Genomic DNA, 17,145 nt, shown 5'->3' on the forward strand with positions numbered 1-17,145 from the left:
ATATTAATGAAGTGGTAATGAGTCGCATCATTGCAACCAAGGTGGTACCGCGTGTAAGCGCCCTTGGCAGCAATGGTGCTTTTTGTGTTAACGCGTTCGTCAGCGAAGAGGAGGAAAAGTTATCGTGAAAAAAATGTCAAGTGGCGAAATTCGCCAAATGTTTTTGGATTTTTTTAAGAGTAAAGGCCATGCCGTTGAACCAAGTGCCTCGTTGATCCCGGTCGACGATCCGACTTTGTTATGGATTAATTCCGGTGTTGCAACGTTGAAGAAGTATTTTGATGGCTCAGTTATACCGGACAATCCACGGATCACCAATGCCCAAAAATCGATTCGCACCAATGATATTGAGAATGTCGGGAAAACCGCGCGGCACTTAACCTTTTTCGAAATGCTAGGTAATTTTTCAGTTGGTGATTATTTCAAAAAAGAAGTGATTCCGTGGGCGTGGGAATTAATGACGAGCCCTAAATGGTTTGGATTCGATCCTAAGCGTCTGTATGTTACGGTTTATCCGAAAGATAAAGTAACCAAGGAATTATGGCGCAAGGTCGGGGTTCCTGACGATCATATCGTTGAAGCAGAAGATAATTTCTGGGATATTGGTGAAGGCCCATCCGGTCCCGATTCCGAAATTTTTTACGACCGCGGGCAATCATTCAACAATGTCGCTGAAGATGATCCGGAGAACTATCCCGGTGGTGAAAATTCGCGATATGTTGAAATCTGGAACATTGTCTTTTCAGAACTGAATCATTTACCAGACGGGCGCTTTGTCGAGCAACCACATAAAAATATTGATACCGGCATGGGGCTGGAACGTTTGGTTGCCGTGATTCAAGGGACGCCAACGATTTTTGAAACTGACCTGTTTATGCCGATTATCAAGGCAACCGAAAAGATGAGCGCCGGTAAGAAGTACGGTGCCAATGCGCAGGATGATGTTTCATTCAAAATCATCGCGGACCACGCGCGGACGGTGACATTTGCGATTGGCGATGGCGCCCTGCCAAGCAACGAAGGTCGCGGTTACGTGTTGCGGCGACTGATCCGGCGGGCGGTTCTGAATGGCAAAAAATTAGGCATCGATCACGATTTCCTGTATCAATTGGTACCGGTTGTCGGCGAAATCATGAAGAGCTATTACCCACAGATTCTGGCCAACCAACCATTTATCCAAAAGGTGATTAAATCCGAGGAAACGCGATTCCGTCAGACGTTGGATGCTGGCGTCAATCTGTTGAACCAGATCATTGCCGAATTAAAGAAAACCGGCAAGAAAGAGATTTCCGGCGCTGATGCCTTTAAGTTGTTCGACACGTATGGCTTCCCGGTTGAAATGACAAACGAGTATGCACAGGATGAAGGCTTGCAAGTCGATATGGCCGGCTTCAAAAAGAACATGGCCGCGCAACGTGATCGTGCCCGTAAAGCACGCGGCGATCGCCAGTCGATGGGCAGTCAGGATACTGTCTTAATGAACATTACAACCCCAAGTAAATTTACCGGCTGGACCGAATTGGATCATAAGCATGCGACCCTGCAGGACATTATTGTCGACGATCAGCTGCAGGATGATGTCAGTGACGGCACGGCGCAGTTGATTTTTGACGAGACCCCGTTTTATGCGGAAATGGGCGGCCAGGTCGCCGATCACGGGCAAATTAAGGCGCAAGACGGCACGGTATTGGCAGAAGTAACTGATGTGCAGCATGCACCCAATGGCCAGAATCTGCATACGGTGACCGTTAACGGTAAGTTGGAAAAAGGCCAAGCTTACTGGCTGAGTGTTGATCGGCTGCGACGGAAAAAAGTTTCGCTTAACCATACGGCGACCCATTTGCTTGATCAAGCACTGCGCGATGTTTTGGGCGAGCATACTCACCAGGCAGGCTCGTTAGTCGAACCGGATTACTTGCGGTTTGACTTTACAAACTTTGGGCAGGTAACGCCGAAGCAACTCCGCGAAGTCGAAACAATTGTTAACCAGAAAATCTGGGATGCTTTGCCGATTACCTGGAAAGAGATGCCGATCGAAGAGGCCAAGAAGCTTGGCGCAATCGCTATGTTTGGGGACAAATACGGCGATGTCGTGCGAATTGTGTCGATTGGCGATTACAACAAGGAATTTGACGGCGGCACGCACCCAACTAATACTAATGCGTTAGGATTATTTAAGATCACCAGTGAATCCGGTATCGGTGCCGGTATTCGCCGAGTCGAAGCTGTAACTTCTAAAGAAGCTTATGAATATCTGACGCAACAACAGGATTGGCTAAAAGAAACTGCCGATCATCTGAAGATTGATCAGGTGAAAAATGTGCCAAGCAAGGTGGCGCAACTGCAGGTGGATCTTAAAACCGAGCAGAAAACAGTGGACGGGTTGCAGGCAAAACTTGCTGCTCAAGCTGCAGCTGGTATTTTTGACCATGCCGAAACGGTTGGCGACTTCAAGATCATTACCAAACAGGTTCAAGTTGCCGGGATGAACGAGTTGCGACAATTGGCCGATGAATGGAAAACCAAGAACGCATCGGATGTGCTTGTATTGGGGACGGAAGCCAATGGTAAGGCAAACTTATTGGTAGCGGCCAATGCAACCGCGAATAAAGCCGGCATCAAAGCAGGCGACCTGATCAAAGCCATCGCGCCAAAAGTTGGCGGTGGCGGTGGCGGTCGTCCGGACATGGCCCAGGCAGGTGGCAAGAATCCGGCCGGTATTGTGGCGGCTTTAAATGAAGCTAAGCAGGTGATTGGCCAACAGGCTTAGTGCCCTGAAGCTGTTTTTCACGCGACCATGGCCAGATTGAGCGCCTAAATTAATTCTTTTGAAGACCATTTAAATAGTTTTGCCGTGCGTCAGAATTCACTAACAGTCATTTTGTTGGTCGAATTCTGGCGTATTTGCTTTTTGGCGGTGTGGACGCGATGATTCATGGTAAAATGAAGAAAACGATTCCAAGAGCAAGTCGAGTCACCGATTCATTTTCCCGTTCCCCTGACAAGAGTAAACAGATGATTCGCTTAGTTGACGGGGATGATAAAGACGATGATGACTGGTAATGGCTGACCCTCCATTGACTGTTACTTACTTTTGCTCAGGAATTGTACATTTGGCTGGCTTTCAAGTAAAATGGTCTTTGAAGCGGATAGAATAGAGGTGTAAGAATGAGCACATTAGATCAAACCGTTCATTTTGATTTTCGAGATAACAATCCGAAAAATGTTCACGAGACGTTGGAAACTGTGTATAAGGCGCTTGAGGAAAAAGGCTATAACCCGATCAACCAGATAGTGGGGTATTTGATTTCCGGCGATCCGGCCTATATTCCTCGGTATAATGATGCGCGCAACCTGATTCGGAAACATGAGCGCGATGAGATCATTGAGGAGCTTGTTCGAAACTATCTTGGCAAGGAGCAAGCTTAATGCGCTTAATGGGGTTGGACGTCGGTTCTCGGACTGTCGGGGTAGCGATCAGTGATCCTTTAGGCTGGACGGCACAAGGTCTGGAGATTATTCGGATCAATGAAGATAAACAACAGTTTGGGATTACACGTCTCAAAGAGTTGGTCAAGCAATATGAAGTGACCGCCTTTGTTTTGGGTTTACCCAAAAATATGAACAATTCAATTGGACCACGCGCAGAAAAGTCACAGGCTTATGGTGATTTACTTAAAGAGACGTTTGGTTTGCCGGTTGACTTTATTGATGAACGGCTCACAACTGTTGAGGCTTCACGGATGCTGATTGAAGAAGCAGACGCCAGCCGCAAGCGGCAAAAGCAGGTCATTGATAAAGTGGCTGCCCAGATGATCCTACAAAATTATCTGGATGCGAAAGGTCCCTTGACGAAGCAATAATCATGGCAGGTGGCCACACAGGTTCCGCCTGTATTTTAAGGAGACGCAAGATGGCGAATAACGAACATGTAACGCCCGGTGATGACAATCAGCAGATTACGCTGATCGATGAAAAGGGCAATGAAGAACTCTATCAGGTTTTATTCACGTTTGATTCCGAAGATTACGGCAAAAGCTACGTGCTTTTATACCCGGCCAGCGAAAGCGATAATCAGGAAGTTGAAATTCAAGCTTTCTCGTTTACGCCGGATGCAAATGGGGATGCCAGCTCGGGAGATCTTTTTCCTATCGAAGACGATGAGGAATGGGATATGGTCGAAGAGGTATTAAATACTTTCTTGGCTGATGACGATTCAAATCTGCAGGATTAATTAAGTCATAACCCAGCAGGCCACCAGATTTTTGGTGGTCTGCTTTTATGTGAGCGTGATCCGACACGCGTTATGGCAAACGGCTTTAGCAACACCCACTCGCGATTTGGCAATTATGGTAGAATACTCTTTAAAAGAGTGGAGGCATTCGCGTCATGACTGAAGAGAAGCGGCGTTTTAAAGCCGTTATTGGTGATAAAACGTATACGATTATCGGGCCGGGATCCGAGCAGCACTTTTTGACCGTGACAAAGCTGTTAAATGAACGGCTGGATCAGGTTAAAACGCTGGCACCGGATCTGACCGCTGAAGAGCAGGCGATTTTAGTTGCCTTCAATGCTGTTTCGGATCAGGTTAAATTGTTGGCGGCCCAACAAAACGAGCCGGATCAGAAAGCGTAGTGGGGGAACGACTTGATTTCGATTGCGATTATTTTAGTGTTGGCATATTTTTATTACAGTGGGGCGCGTCGCGGGGCGGCGTTGCAGTGGTTGCACGTGGGTGGTTATGCCCTGAGTTTTCTGGCAGCAACTGCCTTGGCACAGCCATTAGGGGAACACTTCACGTTGTTAATTCCTTATCCGTCAGCGACCAATGCTGGTCAATTTGCGTTTTATTCCGACAAAATTGGTTTGACGCTAGACACCGCTTTTTATCGTGGGTTTGCTTTTTTGCTGGTGCTGACGATCGGTTGGTTAATAACCAGGACTATCTCGTTGTGGTTCCATGATTTGACTTATAAAGCAATGAGTCACCGCAAAAGTGCTCTAATTGGCGGCATTGCTAATTTGGTGATCGGATATATTTTTTTGTTTCTCATTTTAGCGCTGTTGGCGCTGATTCCGATTGCTGGCATTCAACAGGGCCTCGATCATTCAATTGTTGCCAAAGCTATGATTAAATATTCACCAGGGTTGACGCAATTTATTAATGCGCTCTGGTTGTGAACACAGTGACGCTCAGGGATGGATAATTGATGTCTTTGGGCGCTTCGTGGTTATAGGAGCAGAACATGAATAACAAGATTTTAAAAACACTTGAATACGACAAGATTCAGCAAGCATTATTGAGTCAAGTCGTAACGGCAAAAGGGCGGCAGCTGGTCCAGAATATGGTGCCGTTAACGGATCCGGTGGCCGTACAACGGGCACTTGATGAAACAGCTGACGGGGCTTCGGCGTTGCGGCTCAAGGGTGGCATCCCAGTTCCCCAGCTGGAAAATATTGATCCGGCATTAAAACGAGTCGATATCGGAGCCGTTTTAAATGGTCAGGAATTGGCCAGCATCAGTCGGGTACTGCAAACAGTGAGTGCCATCGATAAATTCTTGACCGACTTGCAGGATCAGATTGATTTTCGTCAACTCTATACGTTACAAGAAGAGCTGACGGCGTTGCCGCAATTATCCCGCCGTCTGAAGACCGCCGTTGATCCTGAAGGTACTTTGACCGATGAGGCCAGCCCTGAGCTGCATGGCATTCGTGAGCAAATCAAGCGGATTGAAAGCGATATTCGCAGTAAAATGGCGGAATATACGCGCGGTGCCCAGTCGAAATATTTAAGCGATCCCATTGTCACCATTCGTGATGATCGTTATGTGATTCCGGTTAAAGCGGCCTATCGCGGTAAATTCGGCGGGGTCGTTCACGATCAAAGTGCTACGGGGCAAACCCTTTTTGTTGAACCACAAGCCATTGTTGCGCTGAATAACCGTCTCCGTGAGGCGCAGATGGCAGAAACGGCTGAAGTGAACCGAGTGTTGGCCGAGCTGTCAAATGAGTTGGCACCATATACAGGACAGATCAAAGCCAATGCGGCGGTTCTCGGCCATTTTGATTTTATTAACGCCAAGGCAAAGTTGGCTAAAAACCAGAAAGCAACCGAGCCGCTGGTTTCATCCGATAATGATGTCTTGTTGCGGCAAGCGCGCCATCCGTTAATCGATCGGCATCAGGTTGTCGGCAATGACATTCCATTAGGCGCAGATTACCAAGCAATGGTCATTACGGGACCTAACACTGGTGGGAAAACGATCACCTTAAAAACGTTAGGCTTATTGCAGCTCATGGGGCAATCGGGTTTGTTTATTCCAGCCGACGATGAAAGCCGCATTGGTATTTTTGATGAAGTTTTTGCTGACATTGGCGATGAACAGTCGATTGAGCAGAATCTATCTACTTTTTCTGCCCACATGGATAATATCGTGCACATTCTTAAACAGCTCTCCCACAACAGTCTGGTGCTGTTTGATGAATTGGGAGCGGGCACGGATCCGCAAGAAGGTGCGGCATTGGCGATTGCGATTTTGGATGCTGTTGGGGAGATTGGTGCGTATGTGGTGGCCACGACCCATTATCCGGAACTGAAATTGTACGGCTACAATACGCCCAAAACCATCAACGCATCGATGGAGTTCGACAGCAAAACGCTACAGCCAACCTATCGCCTACTGGTTGGCGTTCCCGGCCGCTCAAACGCCTTTGATATTTCGATGCGATTAGGCTTACCGCAGCCGATTGTCGATCGGGCTAAGTCGATGATTAGCTCCGACAGTCACGAACTGAACAACATGATTAGCGATTTGGAAAGACAACGTAAGGCGGCAGAGAATGCGCGAGTAGCCGCGCAACGGCAACTGGCGGATGCCCAATCGCTTCATGATGAATTGGCCGACGCGTATAAGGCATTTACCACTGAACGGGATGCCCAGTTGCAACAGGCTAAGGAAAAAGCCAATGCAATGGTTGACAAGGCACAGGCAAAAGCGGATAAAATTATTAAGCAGCTGCGGCAAATGCAGCTGACCAATCCGGGATCCGTCAAAGAAAATCAATTAATTGCGGCCAGAACCGCCCTCAAGCGTCTGCACCAAGACGAACCGCTGCAAAAAAATCGGGTGCTTCGACGTGAACGGGAAAAGCAGGCATTGCATGTTGGTGATGAGGTGAAGGTTGCCAGTTATGATCAGACCGGCACCTTATTAGAACAGTTCGACAAGGATCATTGGCAGGTTCAGATGGGCATTTTGAAAATGAAGGTACCAACTTCAGAACTGGAAAAAGTCAAACCGTCCAAACAAGCCTCCACGCAGCGGCCAGTAGTTAAGGTTAGCGGCGGTGGCATGAGCGGTCCGTCCACCACGCTGGATTTGCGCGGCGAACGCTATGAGCAGGCAATGGCTGATTTAGATCAATATATTGATGCGGCTTTGTTGGCGGGTTATCCATCCGTTACGATCATTCACGGTTTGGGCACCGGCGCGATTCGCAATGGGGTGACCCAATATCTGAAGCGTAATCGGCAAGTGAAGAACTTTGGATTTGCCCCGCAGAATGCTGGCGGATCCGGAGCAACAATTGTTAATTTCAAGTAGCTAGTAGTATTTTACCAGTGAATGTGCTATGATTTAGTTACAAAAAGTAAGAGGAGGAATCCGTTCATGGTTCAAGCAGTCACAGATTCAAACTACAAGACGGAGACCGACACTGGCGTCACCCTAACCGATTTTTGGGCGACATGGTGCGGCCCTTGTCGTATGCAGAGCCCAGTCATCGAAAAGTTAGCCGAGAGTCGCGATGACGTTAAGTTCGTCAAGATGGATGTCGATGCTAACCCAGAGACACCAAAGTCATTTGGCATTATGGCGATCCCAACGCTTGTCATCAAAAAAGATGGCAAGGTTGTCGAGAAGCTGGTTGGCTATCAAACCAAAGATCAGCTCGACGCAACGCTGAACAAGTACACCGCTTAATCGAAGCAAGAGGATCAACTTTCTGATCAGAGGCTGCAGTCTGAATAAGGCTGCGGCTTTTTTTAAAGTGTCAAATAAGACGCGTAACTGTTTAGCACGCAAACAAGTCCGTGCGAACGTTACGCGTCTTTTCTTTTTATAACCAGATTGGCAAGACCCAAAATTTGAGGGTTAAAGCAAATTCCGTTCAGTGCGGATATAAAAGCCATGATAAAAAACGAATCTTAATCTAAATCGAGGAAAATCAGTGGGGTTTTTCAGATGTAATCGCTATATTAGAATTATTTCGTCGTGGTGGTTTAGCCTGTGGAATGACTTGTATTGAACACTTAGAAACGTAAGCAACGTTGATATGGTGGAATCTTTGCGACGTTAAATGATTTTCCGAGATGAAGTCCGACAGATAGTTGTCGGGTTCACATTACGAAACTGTTAGGTGATTGTTACGCTTTTCGTTGGCGAGGCGTTTTCTGTAAAACTATAATAGACCTGTAATTAAGAACGTGGGGTGACAAGATGTTCGCAAAATTAAAAGCGGTGTGGGAAAATCCCACATTTCGGTTCATCTTTTGGACCGTCACGTATTTCGTGATTCTGCTGGTTCTGGTTTATCTATACGGATACAGTGGCATCAATAACAGTAAATTCATCTATAATGAGTTCTAAAAAGGGGGAAAACCGAGATGATCGATAATGTCATCACAGCGATTGATCGGGTGGCCGCAGAGCATCCGACGCGCGTGGCTTATGATTATGAAGGTAAACAGTACACGTACGCGCAGTTAAAAGACGGCAGTGATCGCCTAGCCGGTTTCTTTGCGGAAACATTGCCAGATGGTCAGCCGATCATTGTGTATGGCGGACAAACCTTTGATATGGTCGAGGTTTTCCTTGGACTTTCAAAATCAGGGCATGCTTACATTCCGATCGATACGCACAGTCCGAATGAACGGATCACTCAGGTCCAGGATGTTGCCCATGCACCGGCTGTCATTGAAGTCGCACCGCTGCCGATTACGGTTCCAGACGTCCAGATTATTAAGGCACCGGAACTCCATGATGCGGAACAGACGCATGAGCCGATTCATTCCTTGCAACATGCTGTCGCCGGAGATGATAACTACTACATCATATTCACGAGCGGCACAACCGGCAAACCAAAAGGCGTTCAGATCAGCCATGAGAATCTGTTGAGCTATGTTAATTGGAACATCTCCGACTTTGGCCTTCAGGAAGGCGTCGTTTCGATGTCCCAACCGCCATACTCGTTTGACTTAAGCGTCATGGATCTGTATCCAACATTGGTATTGGGCGGCACGTTAAAGGCTTTGCCAAAAGAAGTGACTGACAACTTTAAAGATTTATTTGCGACGTTGCCAAAACTCGGCCTGAGTGAATGGGTTTCAACCCCGTCATTTGTCGAAATCGCATTGCTGGATCCGAACTTTAAACAAGAAAATTATCCGAACCTGACTCATTTTCTCTTCTGCGGTGAGGAACTTGTCAATAAAACCGCACAAGAGCTGATTACGCGCTTTCCGAAAGCAACAGTCTATAACACTTATGGCCCGACAGAAGCAACGGTTGCCGTAACTGGTATGGCGATTACGCAGGAAATTGTTGATCAATACCCGCGGTTGCCAATTGGATATGCCAAGCCTGATACTGACATTTTCATCGTTGATGAGCAAGGGAATCAAGTGTCACCTGATACAGAAGGCGAGTTAATGATTGTTGGGCCAAGTGTTTCCAAGGGTTATCTGAATAATCCGGATAAAACCGCGAAAGCCTTCTTTAAAGTGGGCAACCATCGGGGCTATCGTTCCGGTGACTTGGCAACGATGACGACTGATGGCATGATCTTTTATCGTGGTCGTACTGATTTTCAAGTCAAGTTGCACGGGTACCGCATTGAGCTGGAAGATGTTGACCATAACCTGAATCAGGTTTCTTACATCAAGCAAGCGTCAACGGTGCCACGCTACGATAAGGATCATAAAGTAGCACAATTAATCGCTTTTGCGGTGGCCAAGCCTAACGATTTCGATAGTGATATGAAGTTGACCCAGGCTGTTAAAACCGAGTTGGGCAAGATGGTGATGGAATATATGATTCCGCAACGCATTATCTATCGGGATCAATTGCCATTGACAGCGAATGGCAAGGTTGATCGCAAAGCACTGATTGCAGAGGTAAATCACTAATGCTGAATTTACAACCATATGAGAACCCACAGTATTTTCTCTATTTGATCATCGCCTTGCTGCCGGTCATCATCGGGATGTTTAAGGGCTTCAGGATGCATTGGTATGAAAGTATCTTTTCACTGGTGTTTCTGGTTCTGATTTTTGACGCTGATAAGTGGCCACAGGGTAAGGCATTGTTGGGCTATGTCGTCTTCAATCTATTGCTGGTGTATGCCTATTATAAATATCGCACGCGAAAAGGGTCGAAAAACTCGACGGCCGTGTTTTATCTTAGTGTTGCGTTAGGCATTGCTCAGTTGGTGATTGTTAAATTTACGCCATTGTTCCAACATCATAACTCGATTCTGGGCTTTCTGGGAATTAGTTATCTAACCTTCCGTGTCGTCGGAACAATCATGGAAATCCGGGATGGCTCGATCAAAGACCTGAATATGTGGAAATTTATCCAATTTCTATTGTTCTTCCCAACGATCTCAAGCGGACCGATTGACTGTTACCGGCGCTTCGTCAAAGACTATGATCGTATCCCTGATCCTGAACATTATGCCGAGTTAGTCACAAAAGCGATGCACTATCTGATGCTGGGGTTCCTTTATAAGTTCATCCTTGGTTACATTTTTGGAACCTTGTGGCTGCCTTCCGTCGAGCATATGGCAATGGCAAGTCGCGGCGGAGCATTCTTAGGACTTAGTTGGCCGGTCGTTGGGGTCATGTATGCTTATTCCGGCTATTTGTTCTTCGACTTTGCCGGTTACAGTTTGTTCGCGGTGGCCATTTCTTATTTGATGGGCATCGAGACGCCAATGAACTTCAACAAGCCATGGATGTCTTATAACATTAAGGACTTCTGGAATCGTTGGCACATGAGCCTGAGTTTCTGGTTCCGTGATTACATCTACATGCGGTTTGTGTTCTTCGTGATGAAACATAAGTGGATGAAATCGCGGGTCTCGACAGCATTTGTCGGTTATCTCGTGTTATTCCTGATTATGGGTATCTGGCATGGCGAAACATGGTATTACATCGTTTACGGGTTGTTCCACGCCATGCTCATCAATTTGACCGATGCTTGGCTGCGCTTTAAGAAGAAGCACAAAGACTTTTTCCCGCACAATAAGGCGACGCACTACTTTGCTATTTTTATGACAGCAAATGCAGTCTGCTTTTCGTTTTTGATCTTTTCTGGGTTCCTGAATACATTGTGGTTCCACTAAAAATGTTGTGGTAAGTGGTCGGTCGTTCAGCGATCGACTGGAGTTGAAAAGAAAGAGGTAGTTGATAATGGCAGACGAATCAATTAAAAATGGTGTTTTGGATATTTTGGCTGATTTAACCGGTTCTGACGATGTGAAAAAGGATTTGGATATGAACTTGTTTGAAACTGGGTTGTTGGATTCAATGGGAACCGTACAGCTGCTGTTGGAACTGCAAAGTCAATATGGTGTGGATGCACCGGTTTCGGAATTTGATCGTAAGGAATGGGATACCCCTAATAAAATCATTGCAAAGGTCGAACAAGCACAATGAAAAAACCGATCAGGAAGATCCTTTGGCGCGGACTTGGCCCGCTGCTGATCGCTGCGATCCTGGTCGTTGCCTTGATGCTCGTGCCATTTAAGTTTGGCAGCAGCAGCCAAGCGACGATCAGGCAGGCAGCCAGCTCAATGTCGGCCAACGTGCTTAAAGGCGAAAACATTAAAAATGAAGCCATGGCCGAGAACTATGTCCCGTTCATTGGGTCATCCGAATTGTCGCGGATGGATGCTTTTCATCCTTCTGTGTTGGCGCAAAAGTATCATCGCAGCTATCGTCCGTTTCTGATGGGCATGGCTGGTACTCAATCGTTGACGCATTTCTTGTCAGTCAATGCTTTGGCACATGTGGATGGAAAAAAGGCGGTGATGGTGCTGTCACCACAGTGGTTTGTTCCTGGCGGCGTACGGAAGGCGCAGTTTGACTTCTTCTTTTCACCGACTCAATTGACGACTTTCCTGCTGCATGCTAATCCGAATTCAGAAGCAGATCGCTATGCGGCACGCCGATTGTTACAGTTTCCATCAACTAATTCGGATCGGATATCCAATGGTGCACTAAAGAATATCGCCGCCGGACAGAAACTGTCAGATGGCCAGTATTGGTATTTGAAGCAGGTCAAACGTCCAATGGTCGATCATCAGGATGCTTTGTTCTCGCAACTGTTTTTAAATAATAATCAGCCGAAGTTGGACAAAGCGGCAAAACAACTGCCTGCCAAGTATGACGTTGATGACTTAGACGGCGTGGCCACACGGATAGGCATGAAGGAAACAACGAATAATCCTTTCGGGCTCAAAAATGATTTTTATTCGAAAAGAGTCAAAAAGAATTTACCTAGGTTGGCGGGGTCACAGGCGCACTGGAGTTACGTGAAATCGCCGGAGTATTCTGATCTGCAACTGGTACTGAATACATTTGCGAAGAAGCACATGGAAGTCTTGTTTGTCATTCCGCCAATCAATGCTAAGTGGGCAGCATATACCGGCCTGAATCTGAACATGATTCAAGATACCGTGACAAAGTTGAAATATCAGCTGAAAACGCAAGGCTTTAACCATGTCTTGGATTTAAGCCAGGATGGTGCACAACCGTACTTCATGGAAGATACGATTCATATTGGCTGGCGTGGTTGGCTTAAAATGGATCAGACTGTCCGCCCGTTCCTTAAAACGGATAAGGCAACCGGAGTCCATTACAAACTTAACGATCAGTTTTACACGAAGCGTTGGCAACAACGGTCAGCCAATGGCCTAGACTGAAACTCTGAAAATAGCGGTTATTAATACTTGTGCCTAACGAAAAGCGACCCCGAAGACAAATGACGTCTTCAGGGCCGCTTTTGCGTGACAGCGTTTATTTTAAGTTGCTTGTGCCTAACGATAAGTCGATGGTCCGCTTTTAAGGAAGTTGTTGATCATCGGTTGCCAGATCAATAAGATGATCGGCAGTGGGCTGCGAATCTTGGTTGTCCATCACAACGGTTAGAATAACATTTTGGTCGCGACGTTGAATCGCACTGCCGCCTTCAACAGCAAAGCCCAAAACTTGTTGCAATGACTGGGCTAAAAACCCGGCTTCAAGCTGAAAGTCTGGATCATCGTATGTACGAATACGCGTTGCCACGACGTCTCCTGCTAACAAATATTGGCGCTCTTGACGCTTCTGTTTGAGCGGTGTTAGGGTACCAAAACCAACCTGGTTGAAGAGTTGCGGCAAGGCGGTTTCATCGACCGGTAATTTGGTTGCCAAATCGCGTCCGGACCAATATAGGATATGGTGCTGTTCTTCACCAAGCATGTTCGGCAGCATCAAATCGCGCATTGCCGTTACTGCAAAGAATGAGACCGAGCCGGGAAGGTTCAGCAGGGTGATATAATCAGATTTTGCCATGTTGTGCCTCCTGTTTCTATTCGTCTAGTATAGCCGAAAAATGGGTTTAAAAACATGCTTTTCTGAGCGCTTGCTTTTTTTAAGATTTAAACTCACAATAAAGTTTCAGAGTTTTATCGCGACAAACAAGTATCAGGGGCCGTCACGTGTCGTCAGTCGGAGGTGCGCTAGATTTTGCAATTTAACAGGCTAGCGCGGCAATTGATGTTGACCAACGGCTGTACCTTAAATTGAAGTTTCAAAAGGAGATCCATCATGATGAACAAGCAACCAATCGGATTTATTGACTCAGGTGTCGGCGGCTTGACCGTTGTGAAAGAAGCGTTGCATCAGTTACCGGCCGAAAATACGGTTTATTTAGGTGATCAGGCGCGTTTGCCATATGGGCCGCGACCGGCAAAGCAGGTTCAGGATTTTACCTGGCAGATGGTCAACTTCCTACTCACCAAGCATATTAAAATGTTGGTCATTGCTTGCAATACAGCAACGTCAGCGGCATTACCTTTAATTAAAGCCAAGTTATCGATTCCGGTGGTCGGGGTCATTAAACCGGGGAGTCGAGCGGCCTTAGAAGCGACACGTACCGGTCACATCGGTATTATTGCAACAGAAGGTACGGTTAAAAGTGGGGCATATGAGCAAGCCTTACGCGTGAAGGCGCCTGACATTCGTCTAACGAGTCTGGCCGCACCCAAGTTTGTATCATTGGTAGAAAGTAACGAGGCTCATTCGCCAATTGCCAAGCGGGTGGTGGCAGACACCCTGCAGCCGCTGTTGCACACCGACATTGATACATTAGTTCTCGGGTGCACGCATTACCCGATTTTACGGCCGATTATTCAAAATGTGATGGGCAACAGCGTCACCTTAATCGACTCAGGTGCCGAAACCGTTAATGATGTCTCGATGCTGCTGGACTATTTTGATTTGGCCAACGATAGCCATGAATCGCCGACGCACGCTTATTATACGACAGGGGCACCTTCCATGTTTGACGAGTTAGGTGAAGCCTGGCTTGAGCTGAAGACCCCCATGCATGCCCAGCATGTTAACATTGAGTCAGAGCCAACACACTTTGTTGACGCGACAGACACGCCTAATGGCAAAACCATCGTGGTAGCCAGCAAGAATCCCGGCAAAGTGAAAGAATTTAAGGCAATGTTTGAACCCGCTGGCATCACGGTTAAAAGCCTAGCTGATTTTCCCAGCGTCCCAACTGTCGAAGAGACTGGCACAACTTTTGAAGAAAATGCGCGCCAAAAAGCCGATCAATACGCAAAAGATCTTCAGTTGCCGGTGATTGCGGATGATTCTGGTTTGATGGTCGATGCGTTGGATGGTCAACCGGGGATTCGTTCAGCGCGATACGCCGGCAATGGACATAACGATGCAGCAAATAATGCCAAACTTTTGGCGAACTTAGCCGATGTTCCTGACGCAGCACGAACCGCCACGTTCCATACGACTTTGGTACTAGCCAAACCAAATCATCCGGAAGCTGATCTGGTGGTTCACGGTGATCTTTCTGGACAAATCACGGCTATTCCGCGCGGAACTGATGGCTTCGGTTACGATCCGTTTTTCTTGGTACCGTCACTAGGCAAAACGTTGGCTGAACTGACTGCTGAAGAAAAAAATCAAATTAGTCATCGGGGTAATGCTATGCGGTCACTGGAAAAAGTTTGGCAGGCATGGTTGGAGGCAAAGATATGAAAATTCTGGTAGTAAGCGATACACACGGCGATCGCGCGATTCTTGCAACAATTTTGAAACAACAGCCGGATCTTGATGGTTATTTCTATGCTGGCGATTCGGAATTACCTGCTGATGATTCCCTTTTTCAAACGTATCATGCGGTTGAAGGAAACATGGATTTTGATCCTAATTTTCCTATGAGTATCACAACTACGATTAAGGGCATCACGATTTTCATGACGCATGGCCATCGGTTTGGGGTGAATTTCGGGCTGGATAAGCTCATGGCGGCTGGCGAAGCTGCCCACGCCCAGCTGATTATTTTCGGGCATACCCATCAACTTGGCGTGGAAGAGCGAGCGGGTATGGTGATTTTGAATCCGGGCTCGATTAGTCAGCCTCGTGGTCAGTTTGCCAATCTAGGTGGTACTTACGCCACGGTTTCCTGGACAGATGACAAAGTACACGTTGACTTTTTGAAGCGGGATGGCAGCATTGTTGTGCCATTAAGTCGCGACTTTTTGCAAGCATGATATGCATGTTTGAGATATTTAAAAATCGGTTCTAGCGGCAATTGCTAGAGCCGATTTTTCATGAGAGTCAAACCCTTATTACATGAAGAGTTGCTTGTACGTGAACACCGCGAGAATGGCTGCAACGATTGGTGCAATCACAGGTACCCAGGCGTAGCCCCAATCGGAACTGCCTTTGTGTTTTAATGGCAAAAGAGCGTGCAGAATTCGCGGACCAAGATCACGGGCCGGGTTCAATGCCGGACCGGTTGGACCACCCAGTGATGCCACTAATGTTGCCACAAGGAAGCCTAAGCCCATGTGTGCCGTTCCCAGATTGTCTTGAAAGAACGGGGCTTTGGTGATACCAAGGGCACCGATGAAAAGGATATACGAACCGATAAATTCGTTGACGAAACCGTTTAGTTTGCTTTTCGTTGCGCTGATCGTACTAAACGTTCCGAGAATGTGCTGGGTGTTGGTTGTGAGATCATAATGTGGTTTGTAAGCCGCAACGACAAATAGCTGTCCGACCATAGCACCGGCCATCTGGACCACAATATACGGTAACACTTCCGACCAAGGGAACATGCCAGATGCAGCTAAACCTAACGTAAACGCGGGATTGATGTGATTGCCGGAAATAGCGCCAAACATCATGGCAGGAATCATGACTCCGGCGCCGTAACCAACCGCAATCAGCAGCCAGTCCGAGCCATTTCCTTTGGTACCCTTCAAATCAACGTTGGCAACGGAGCCATTTCCTAACAAAACCATAATGGCCGTGCCAATAAATTCGGCGGCCAAACGCACGCCCAGATCATATGTCATTTTTACCCCTCCAAATGATTCGTTCATTGCCAGCATGTGCATGGTGCTTACTTTGATTTGTTTTGTTACTTGTGATAACGCGTTCACTGACGCAGAAGCCTGCGTGTAAGAACCTTGATCGCAATGGCCAAAGTCCGGGCTATCACGCCCAAGGCCACTTACACTCCGGCTTCTAATCGCGCTAGTTCACGCTCCATCATAACGCGTTCACTGGCGCAGAAGCCTGTGTGTAAGGACCTTGATCGCAATGGCCAAAGTCCGGGCTATCACGCCCAAGGCCACTTACACTCCGGCTTCTAACCGCGCCAGTTCACGCTCACCATAACGCGTTCGCTGGCGCAGGAGTCTGCATGTAAGGACCTTGGTCGCAATGGCGCAGACCGCCATCACGCCCAAGGCCACTTACACTCCGGCTTCTAACCGCGCCAGTTCACGCTCACCATAACGCTTCGTCTGGACGACAGGAGTCTGCATGTAAGGACCTTGGTC

At 47.2% G+C, this 17,145-nt stretch carries 18 protein-coding genes; 16 read left to right on the forward strand and 2 right to left on the reverse strand.

The genetic code is table 11. The annotated features are described in order from the left end of the window. The first annotated feature begins 124 nt into the window (after nucleotides 1–124). The 14 genes from alaS to dltD all read left to right on the forward strand — a co-directional run bounded on the left by alaS (nucleotide 125) and on the right by dltD (nucleotide 12,987). Entirely contained in the window at nucleotides 125–2,770 is a 2,646-nt protein-coding gene (alaS, locus tag BVJ53_RS07915) for an alanine--tRNA ligase (RefSeq protein ID WP_129301947.1), read from the forward strand. Nucleotides 2,771–2,928: 158 nt separating this feature from the next. Then, nucleotides 2,929–3,063, forward strand: a complete 135-nt coding sequence (locus BVJ53_RS15470) for a hypothetical protein (protein ID WP_263932614.1) — start codon at nucleotides 2,929–2,931, stop codon at nucleotides 3,061–3,063. 105 nt (nucleotides 3,064–3,168) lie between these two features. Then, the gene (locus BVJ53_RS07920; protein WP_003564007.1) at nucleotides 3,169–3,429 is read left to right on the forward strand and encodes an IreB family regulatory phosphoprotein; all 261 of its coding nucleotides are present in this window, start codon (nucleotides 3,169–3,171) and stop codon (nucleotides 3,427–3,429) included. Beyond that, entirely contained in the window at nucleotides 3,429–3,863 is a 435-nt protein-coding gene (gene ruvX / locus BVJ53_RS07925) for a Holliday junction resolvase RuvX (protein ID WP_025012321.1), read from the forward strand. The genes BVJ53_RS07920 and ruvX overlap by 1 nt, the downstream gene beginning before the upstream one ends. Nucleotides 3,864–3,913: 50 nt before the next feature. Further along, a complete protein-coding gene (locus tag BVJ53_RS07930) occupies nucleotides 3,914–4,234 on the forward strand; it encodes a DUF1292 domain-containing protein (protein WP_010493750.1) in 321 nt (106 codons plus the stop codon). Nucleotides 4,235–4,389: 155 nt separating this feature from the next. After that, complete coding sequence (locus tag BVJ53_RS07935) at nucleotides 4,390–4,635, forward strand: cell division protein ZapA (RefSeq protein WP_129301948.1); 246 nt, start codon at nucleotides 4,390–4,392, stop codon at nucleotides 4,633–4,635. A gap of 12 nt (nucleotides 4,636–4,647) precedes the next feature. Beyond that, entirely contained in the window at nucleotides 4,648–5,181 is a 534-nt protein-coding gene (locus BVJ53_RS07940) for a CvpA family protein (RefSeq protein WP_129301949.1), read from the forward strand. 65 nt (nucleotides 5,182–5,246) lie between these two features. Then, nucleotides 5,247–7,607: an endonuclease MutS2 gene (locus BVJ53_RS07945; protein WP_129301950.1), complete on the forward strand. Its 2,361-nt coding sequence runs from the start codon at nucleotides 5,247–5,249 to the stop codon at nucleotides 7,605–7,607. 66 nt (nucleotides 7,608–7,673) lie between these two features. Further along, the gene (gene trxA, locus BVJ53_RS07950) at nucleotides 7,674–7,985 is read left to right on the forward strand and encodes a thioredoxin (RefSeq protein WP_010493758.1); all 312 of its coding nucleotides are present in this window, start codon (nucleotides 7,674–7,676) and stop codon (nucleotides 7,983–7,985) included. A gap of 516 nt (nucleotides 7,986–8,501) precedes the next feature. Further along, the gene (locus tag BVJ53_RS07955) at nucleotides 8,502–8,651 is read left to right on the forward strand and encodes a teichoic acid D-Ala incorporation-associated protein DltX (RefSeq protein WP_005714493.1); all 150 of its coding nucleotides are present in this window, start codon (nucleotides 8,502–8,504) and stop codon (nucleotides 8,649–8,651) included. Between the two features lie 17 nt (nucleotides 8,652–8,668). Beyond that, complete coding sequence (gene dltA, locus BVJ53_RS07960) at nucleotides 8,669–10,189, forward strand: D-alanine--poly(phosphoribitol) ligase subunit DltA (RefSeq protein WP_129301951.1); 1,521 nt, start codon at nucleotides 8,669–8,671, stop codon at nucleotides 10,187–10,189. Next, a complete protein-coding gene (gene dltB, locus BVJ53_RS07965; RefSeq protein WP_129301952.1) occupies nucleotides 10,189–11,406 on the forward strand; it encodes a D-alanyl-lipoteichoic acid biosynthesis protein DltB in 1,218 nt (405 codons plus the stop codon). Before dltA ends, dltB begins: the two co-directional genes overlap by 1 nt. A 67-nt stretch (nucleotides 11,407–11,473) precedes the next feature. Continuing rightward, the gene (dltC, locus tag BVJ53_RS07970; protein ID WP_129301953.1) at nucleotides 11,474–11,719 is read left to right on the forward strand and encodes a D-alanine--poly(phosphoribitol) ligase subunit 2; all 246 of its coding nucleotides are present in this window, start codon (nucleotides 11,474–11,476) and stop codon (nucleotides 11,717–11,719) included. Further along, nucleotides 11,716–12,987 carry a D-alanyl-lipoteichoic acid biosynthesis protein DltD gene (gene dltD, locus BVJ53_RS07975; protein WP_129301954.1) on the forward strand — a complete coding sequence of 424 codons (1,272 nt, stop codon included), beginning with the start codon at nucleotides 11,716–11,718 and terminating at the stop codon, nucleotides 12,985–12,987. The genes dltC and dltD overlap by 4 nt, the downstream gene beginning before the upstream one ends. 139 nt (nucleotides 12,988–13,126) lie before the next feature. Here the strand turns inward: dltD and BVJ53_RS07980 are convergent, their stop codons facing one another. Continuing rightward, nucleotides 13,127–13,618, reverse strand: a complete 492-nt coding sequence (locus BVJ53_RS07980) for a DUF2507 domain-containing protein (protein WP_129301955.1) — start codon at nucleotides 13,616–13,618, stop codon at nucleotides 13,127–13,129. A 258-nt stretch (nucleotides 13,619–13,876) separates the two neighbouring features. On the opposite strand from BVJ53_RS07980, the gene racE reads away from it, so the two are divergent. Both racE and BVJ53_RS07990 read left to right on the forward strand, forming a co-directional pair. Next, entirely contained in the window at nucleotides 13,877–15,331 is a 1,455-nt protein-coding gene (gene racE / locus BVJ53_RS07985; RefSeq protein ID WP_129301960.1) for a glutamate racemase, read from the forward strand. Then, a complete protein-coding gene (locus BVJ53_RS07990; protein WP_129301956.1) occupies nucleotides 15,328–15,846 on the forward strand; it encodes a YfcE family phosphodiesterase in 519 nt (172 codons plus the stop codon). The genes racE and BVJ53_RS07990 overlap by 4 nt, the downstream gene beginning before the upstream one ends. A gap of 78 nt (nucleotides 15,847–15,924) precedes the next feature. Here BVJ53_RS07990 and BVJ53_RS07995 read toward each other — a convergent pair whose 3' ends face one another. After that, nucleotides 15,925–16,656 (reverse strand): MIP/aquaporin family protein, encoded by a 732-nt coding sequence (locus tag BVJ53_RS07995; RefSeq protein WP_010493778.1) that lies wholly within the window; start codon nucleotides 16,654–16,656, stop codon nucleotides 15,925–15,927. Between the last annotated feature and the right edge of the window lie 489 nt (nucleotides 16,657–17,145).

The organism is Lacticaseibacillus chiayiensis (assembly GCF_004123795.1).
Taxonomy (GTDB): Bacteria; Bacillota; Bacilli; order Lactobacillales; family Lactobacillaceae; genus Lacticaseibacillus; species Lacticaseibacillus chiayiensis.

Excerpts from the sequence above, each read along its gene's own strand:
- dltA (WP_129301951.1), top strand. The coding sequence starts at position 8,669 with ATGATCGATAATGTCATCACAGCGATTGATCGGGTGGCCGCAGAGCAT.
- BVJ53_RS07930 (WP_010493750.1), top strand. The coding sequence starts at position 3,914 with ATGGCGAATAACGAACATGTAACGCCCGGTGATGACAATCAGCAGATT.
- BVJ53_RS07980 (WP_129301955.1), bottom strand. The coding sequence starts at position 13,618 with ATGGCAAAATCTGATTATATCACCCTGCTGAACCTTCCCGGCTCGGTC.
- BVJ53_RS07955 (WP_005714493.1), top strand. The coding sequence starts at position 8,502 with ATGTTCGCAAAATTAAAAGCGGTGTGGGAAAATCCCACATTTCGGTTC.
- dltB (WP_129301952.1), top strand. The coding sequence starts at position 10,189 with ATGCTGAATTTACAACCATATGAGAACCCACAGTATTTTCTCTATTTG.
- ruvX (WP_025012321.1), top strand. The coding sequence starts at position 3,429 with ATGCGCTTAATGGGGTTGGACGTCGGTTCTCGGACTGTCGGGGTAGCG.
- BVJ53_RS07990 (WP_129301956.1), top strand. The coding sequence starts at position 15,328 with ATGAAAATTCTGGTAGTAAGCGATACACACGGCGATCGCGCGATTCTT.
- BVJ53_RS07995 (WP_010493778.1), bottom strand. The coding sequence starts at position 16,656 with ATGACATATGATCTGGGCGTGCGTTTGGCCGCCGAATTTATTGGCACG.
- trxA (WP_010493758.1), top strand. The coding sequence starts at position 7,674 with ATGGTTCAAGCAGTCACAGATTCAAACTACAAGACGGAGACCGACACT.
- dltD (WP_129301954.1), top strand. The coding sequence starts at position 11,716 with ATGAAAAAACCGATCAGGAAGATCCTTTGGCGCGGACTTGGCCCGCTG.
- BVJ53_RS07935 (WP_129301948.1), top strand. The coding sequence starts at position 4,390 with ATGACTGAAGAGAAGCGGCGTTTTAAAGCCGTTATTGGTGATAAAACG.
- BVJ53_RS07920 (WP_003564007.1), top strand. The coding sequence starts at position 3,169 with ATGAGCACATTAGATCAAACCGTTCATTTTGATTTTCGAGATAACAAT.
- dltC (WP_129301953.1), top strand. The coding sequence starts at position 11,474 with ATGGCAGACGAATCAATTAAAAATGGTGTTTTGGATATTTTGGCTGAT.
- BVJ53_RS15470 (WP_263932614.1), top strand. The coding sequence starts at position 2,929 with ATGATTCATGGTAAAATGAAGAAAACGATTCCAAGAGCAAGTCGAGTC.
- racE (WP_129301960.1), top strand. The coding sequence starts at position 13,877 with ATGAACAAGCAACCAATCGGATTTATTGACTCAGGTGTCGGCGGCTTG.
- BVJ53_RS07945 (WP_129301950.1), top strand. The coding sequence starts at position 5,247 with ATGAATAACAAGATTTTAAAAACACTTGAATACGACAAGATTCAGCAA.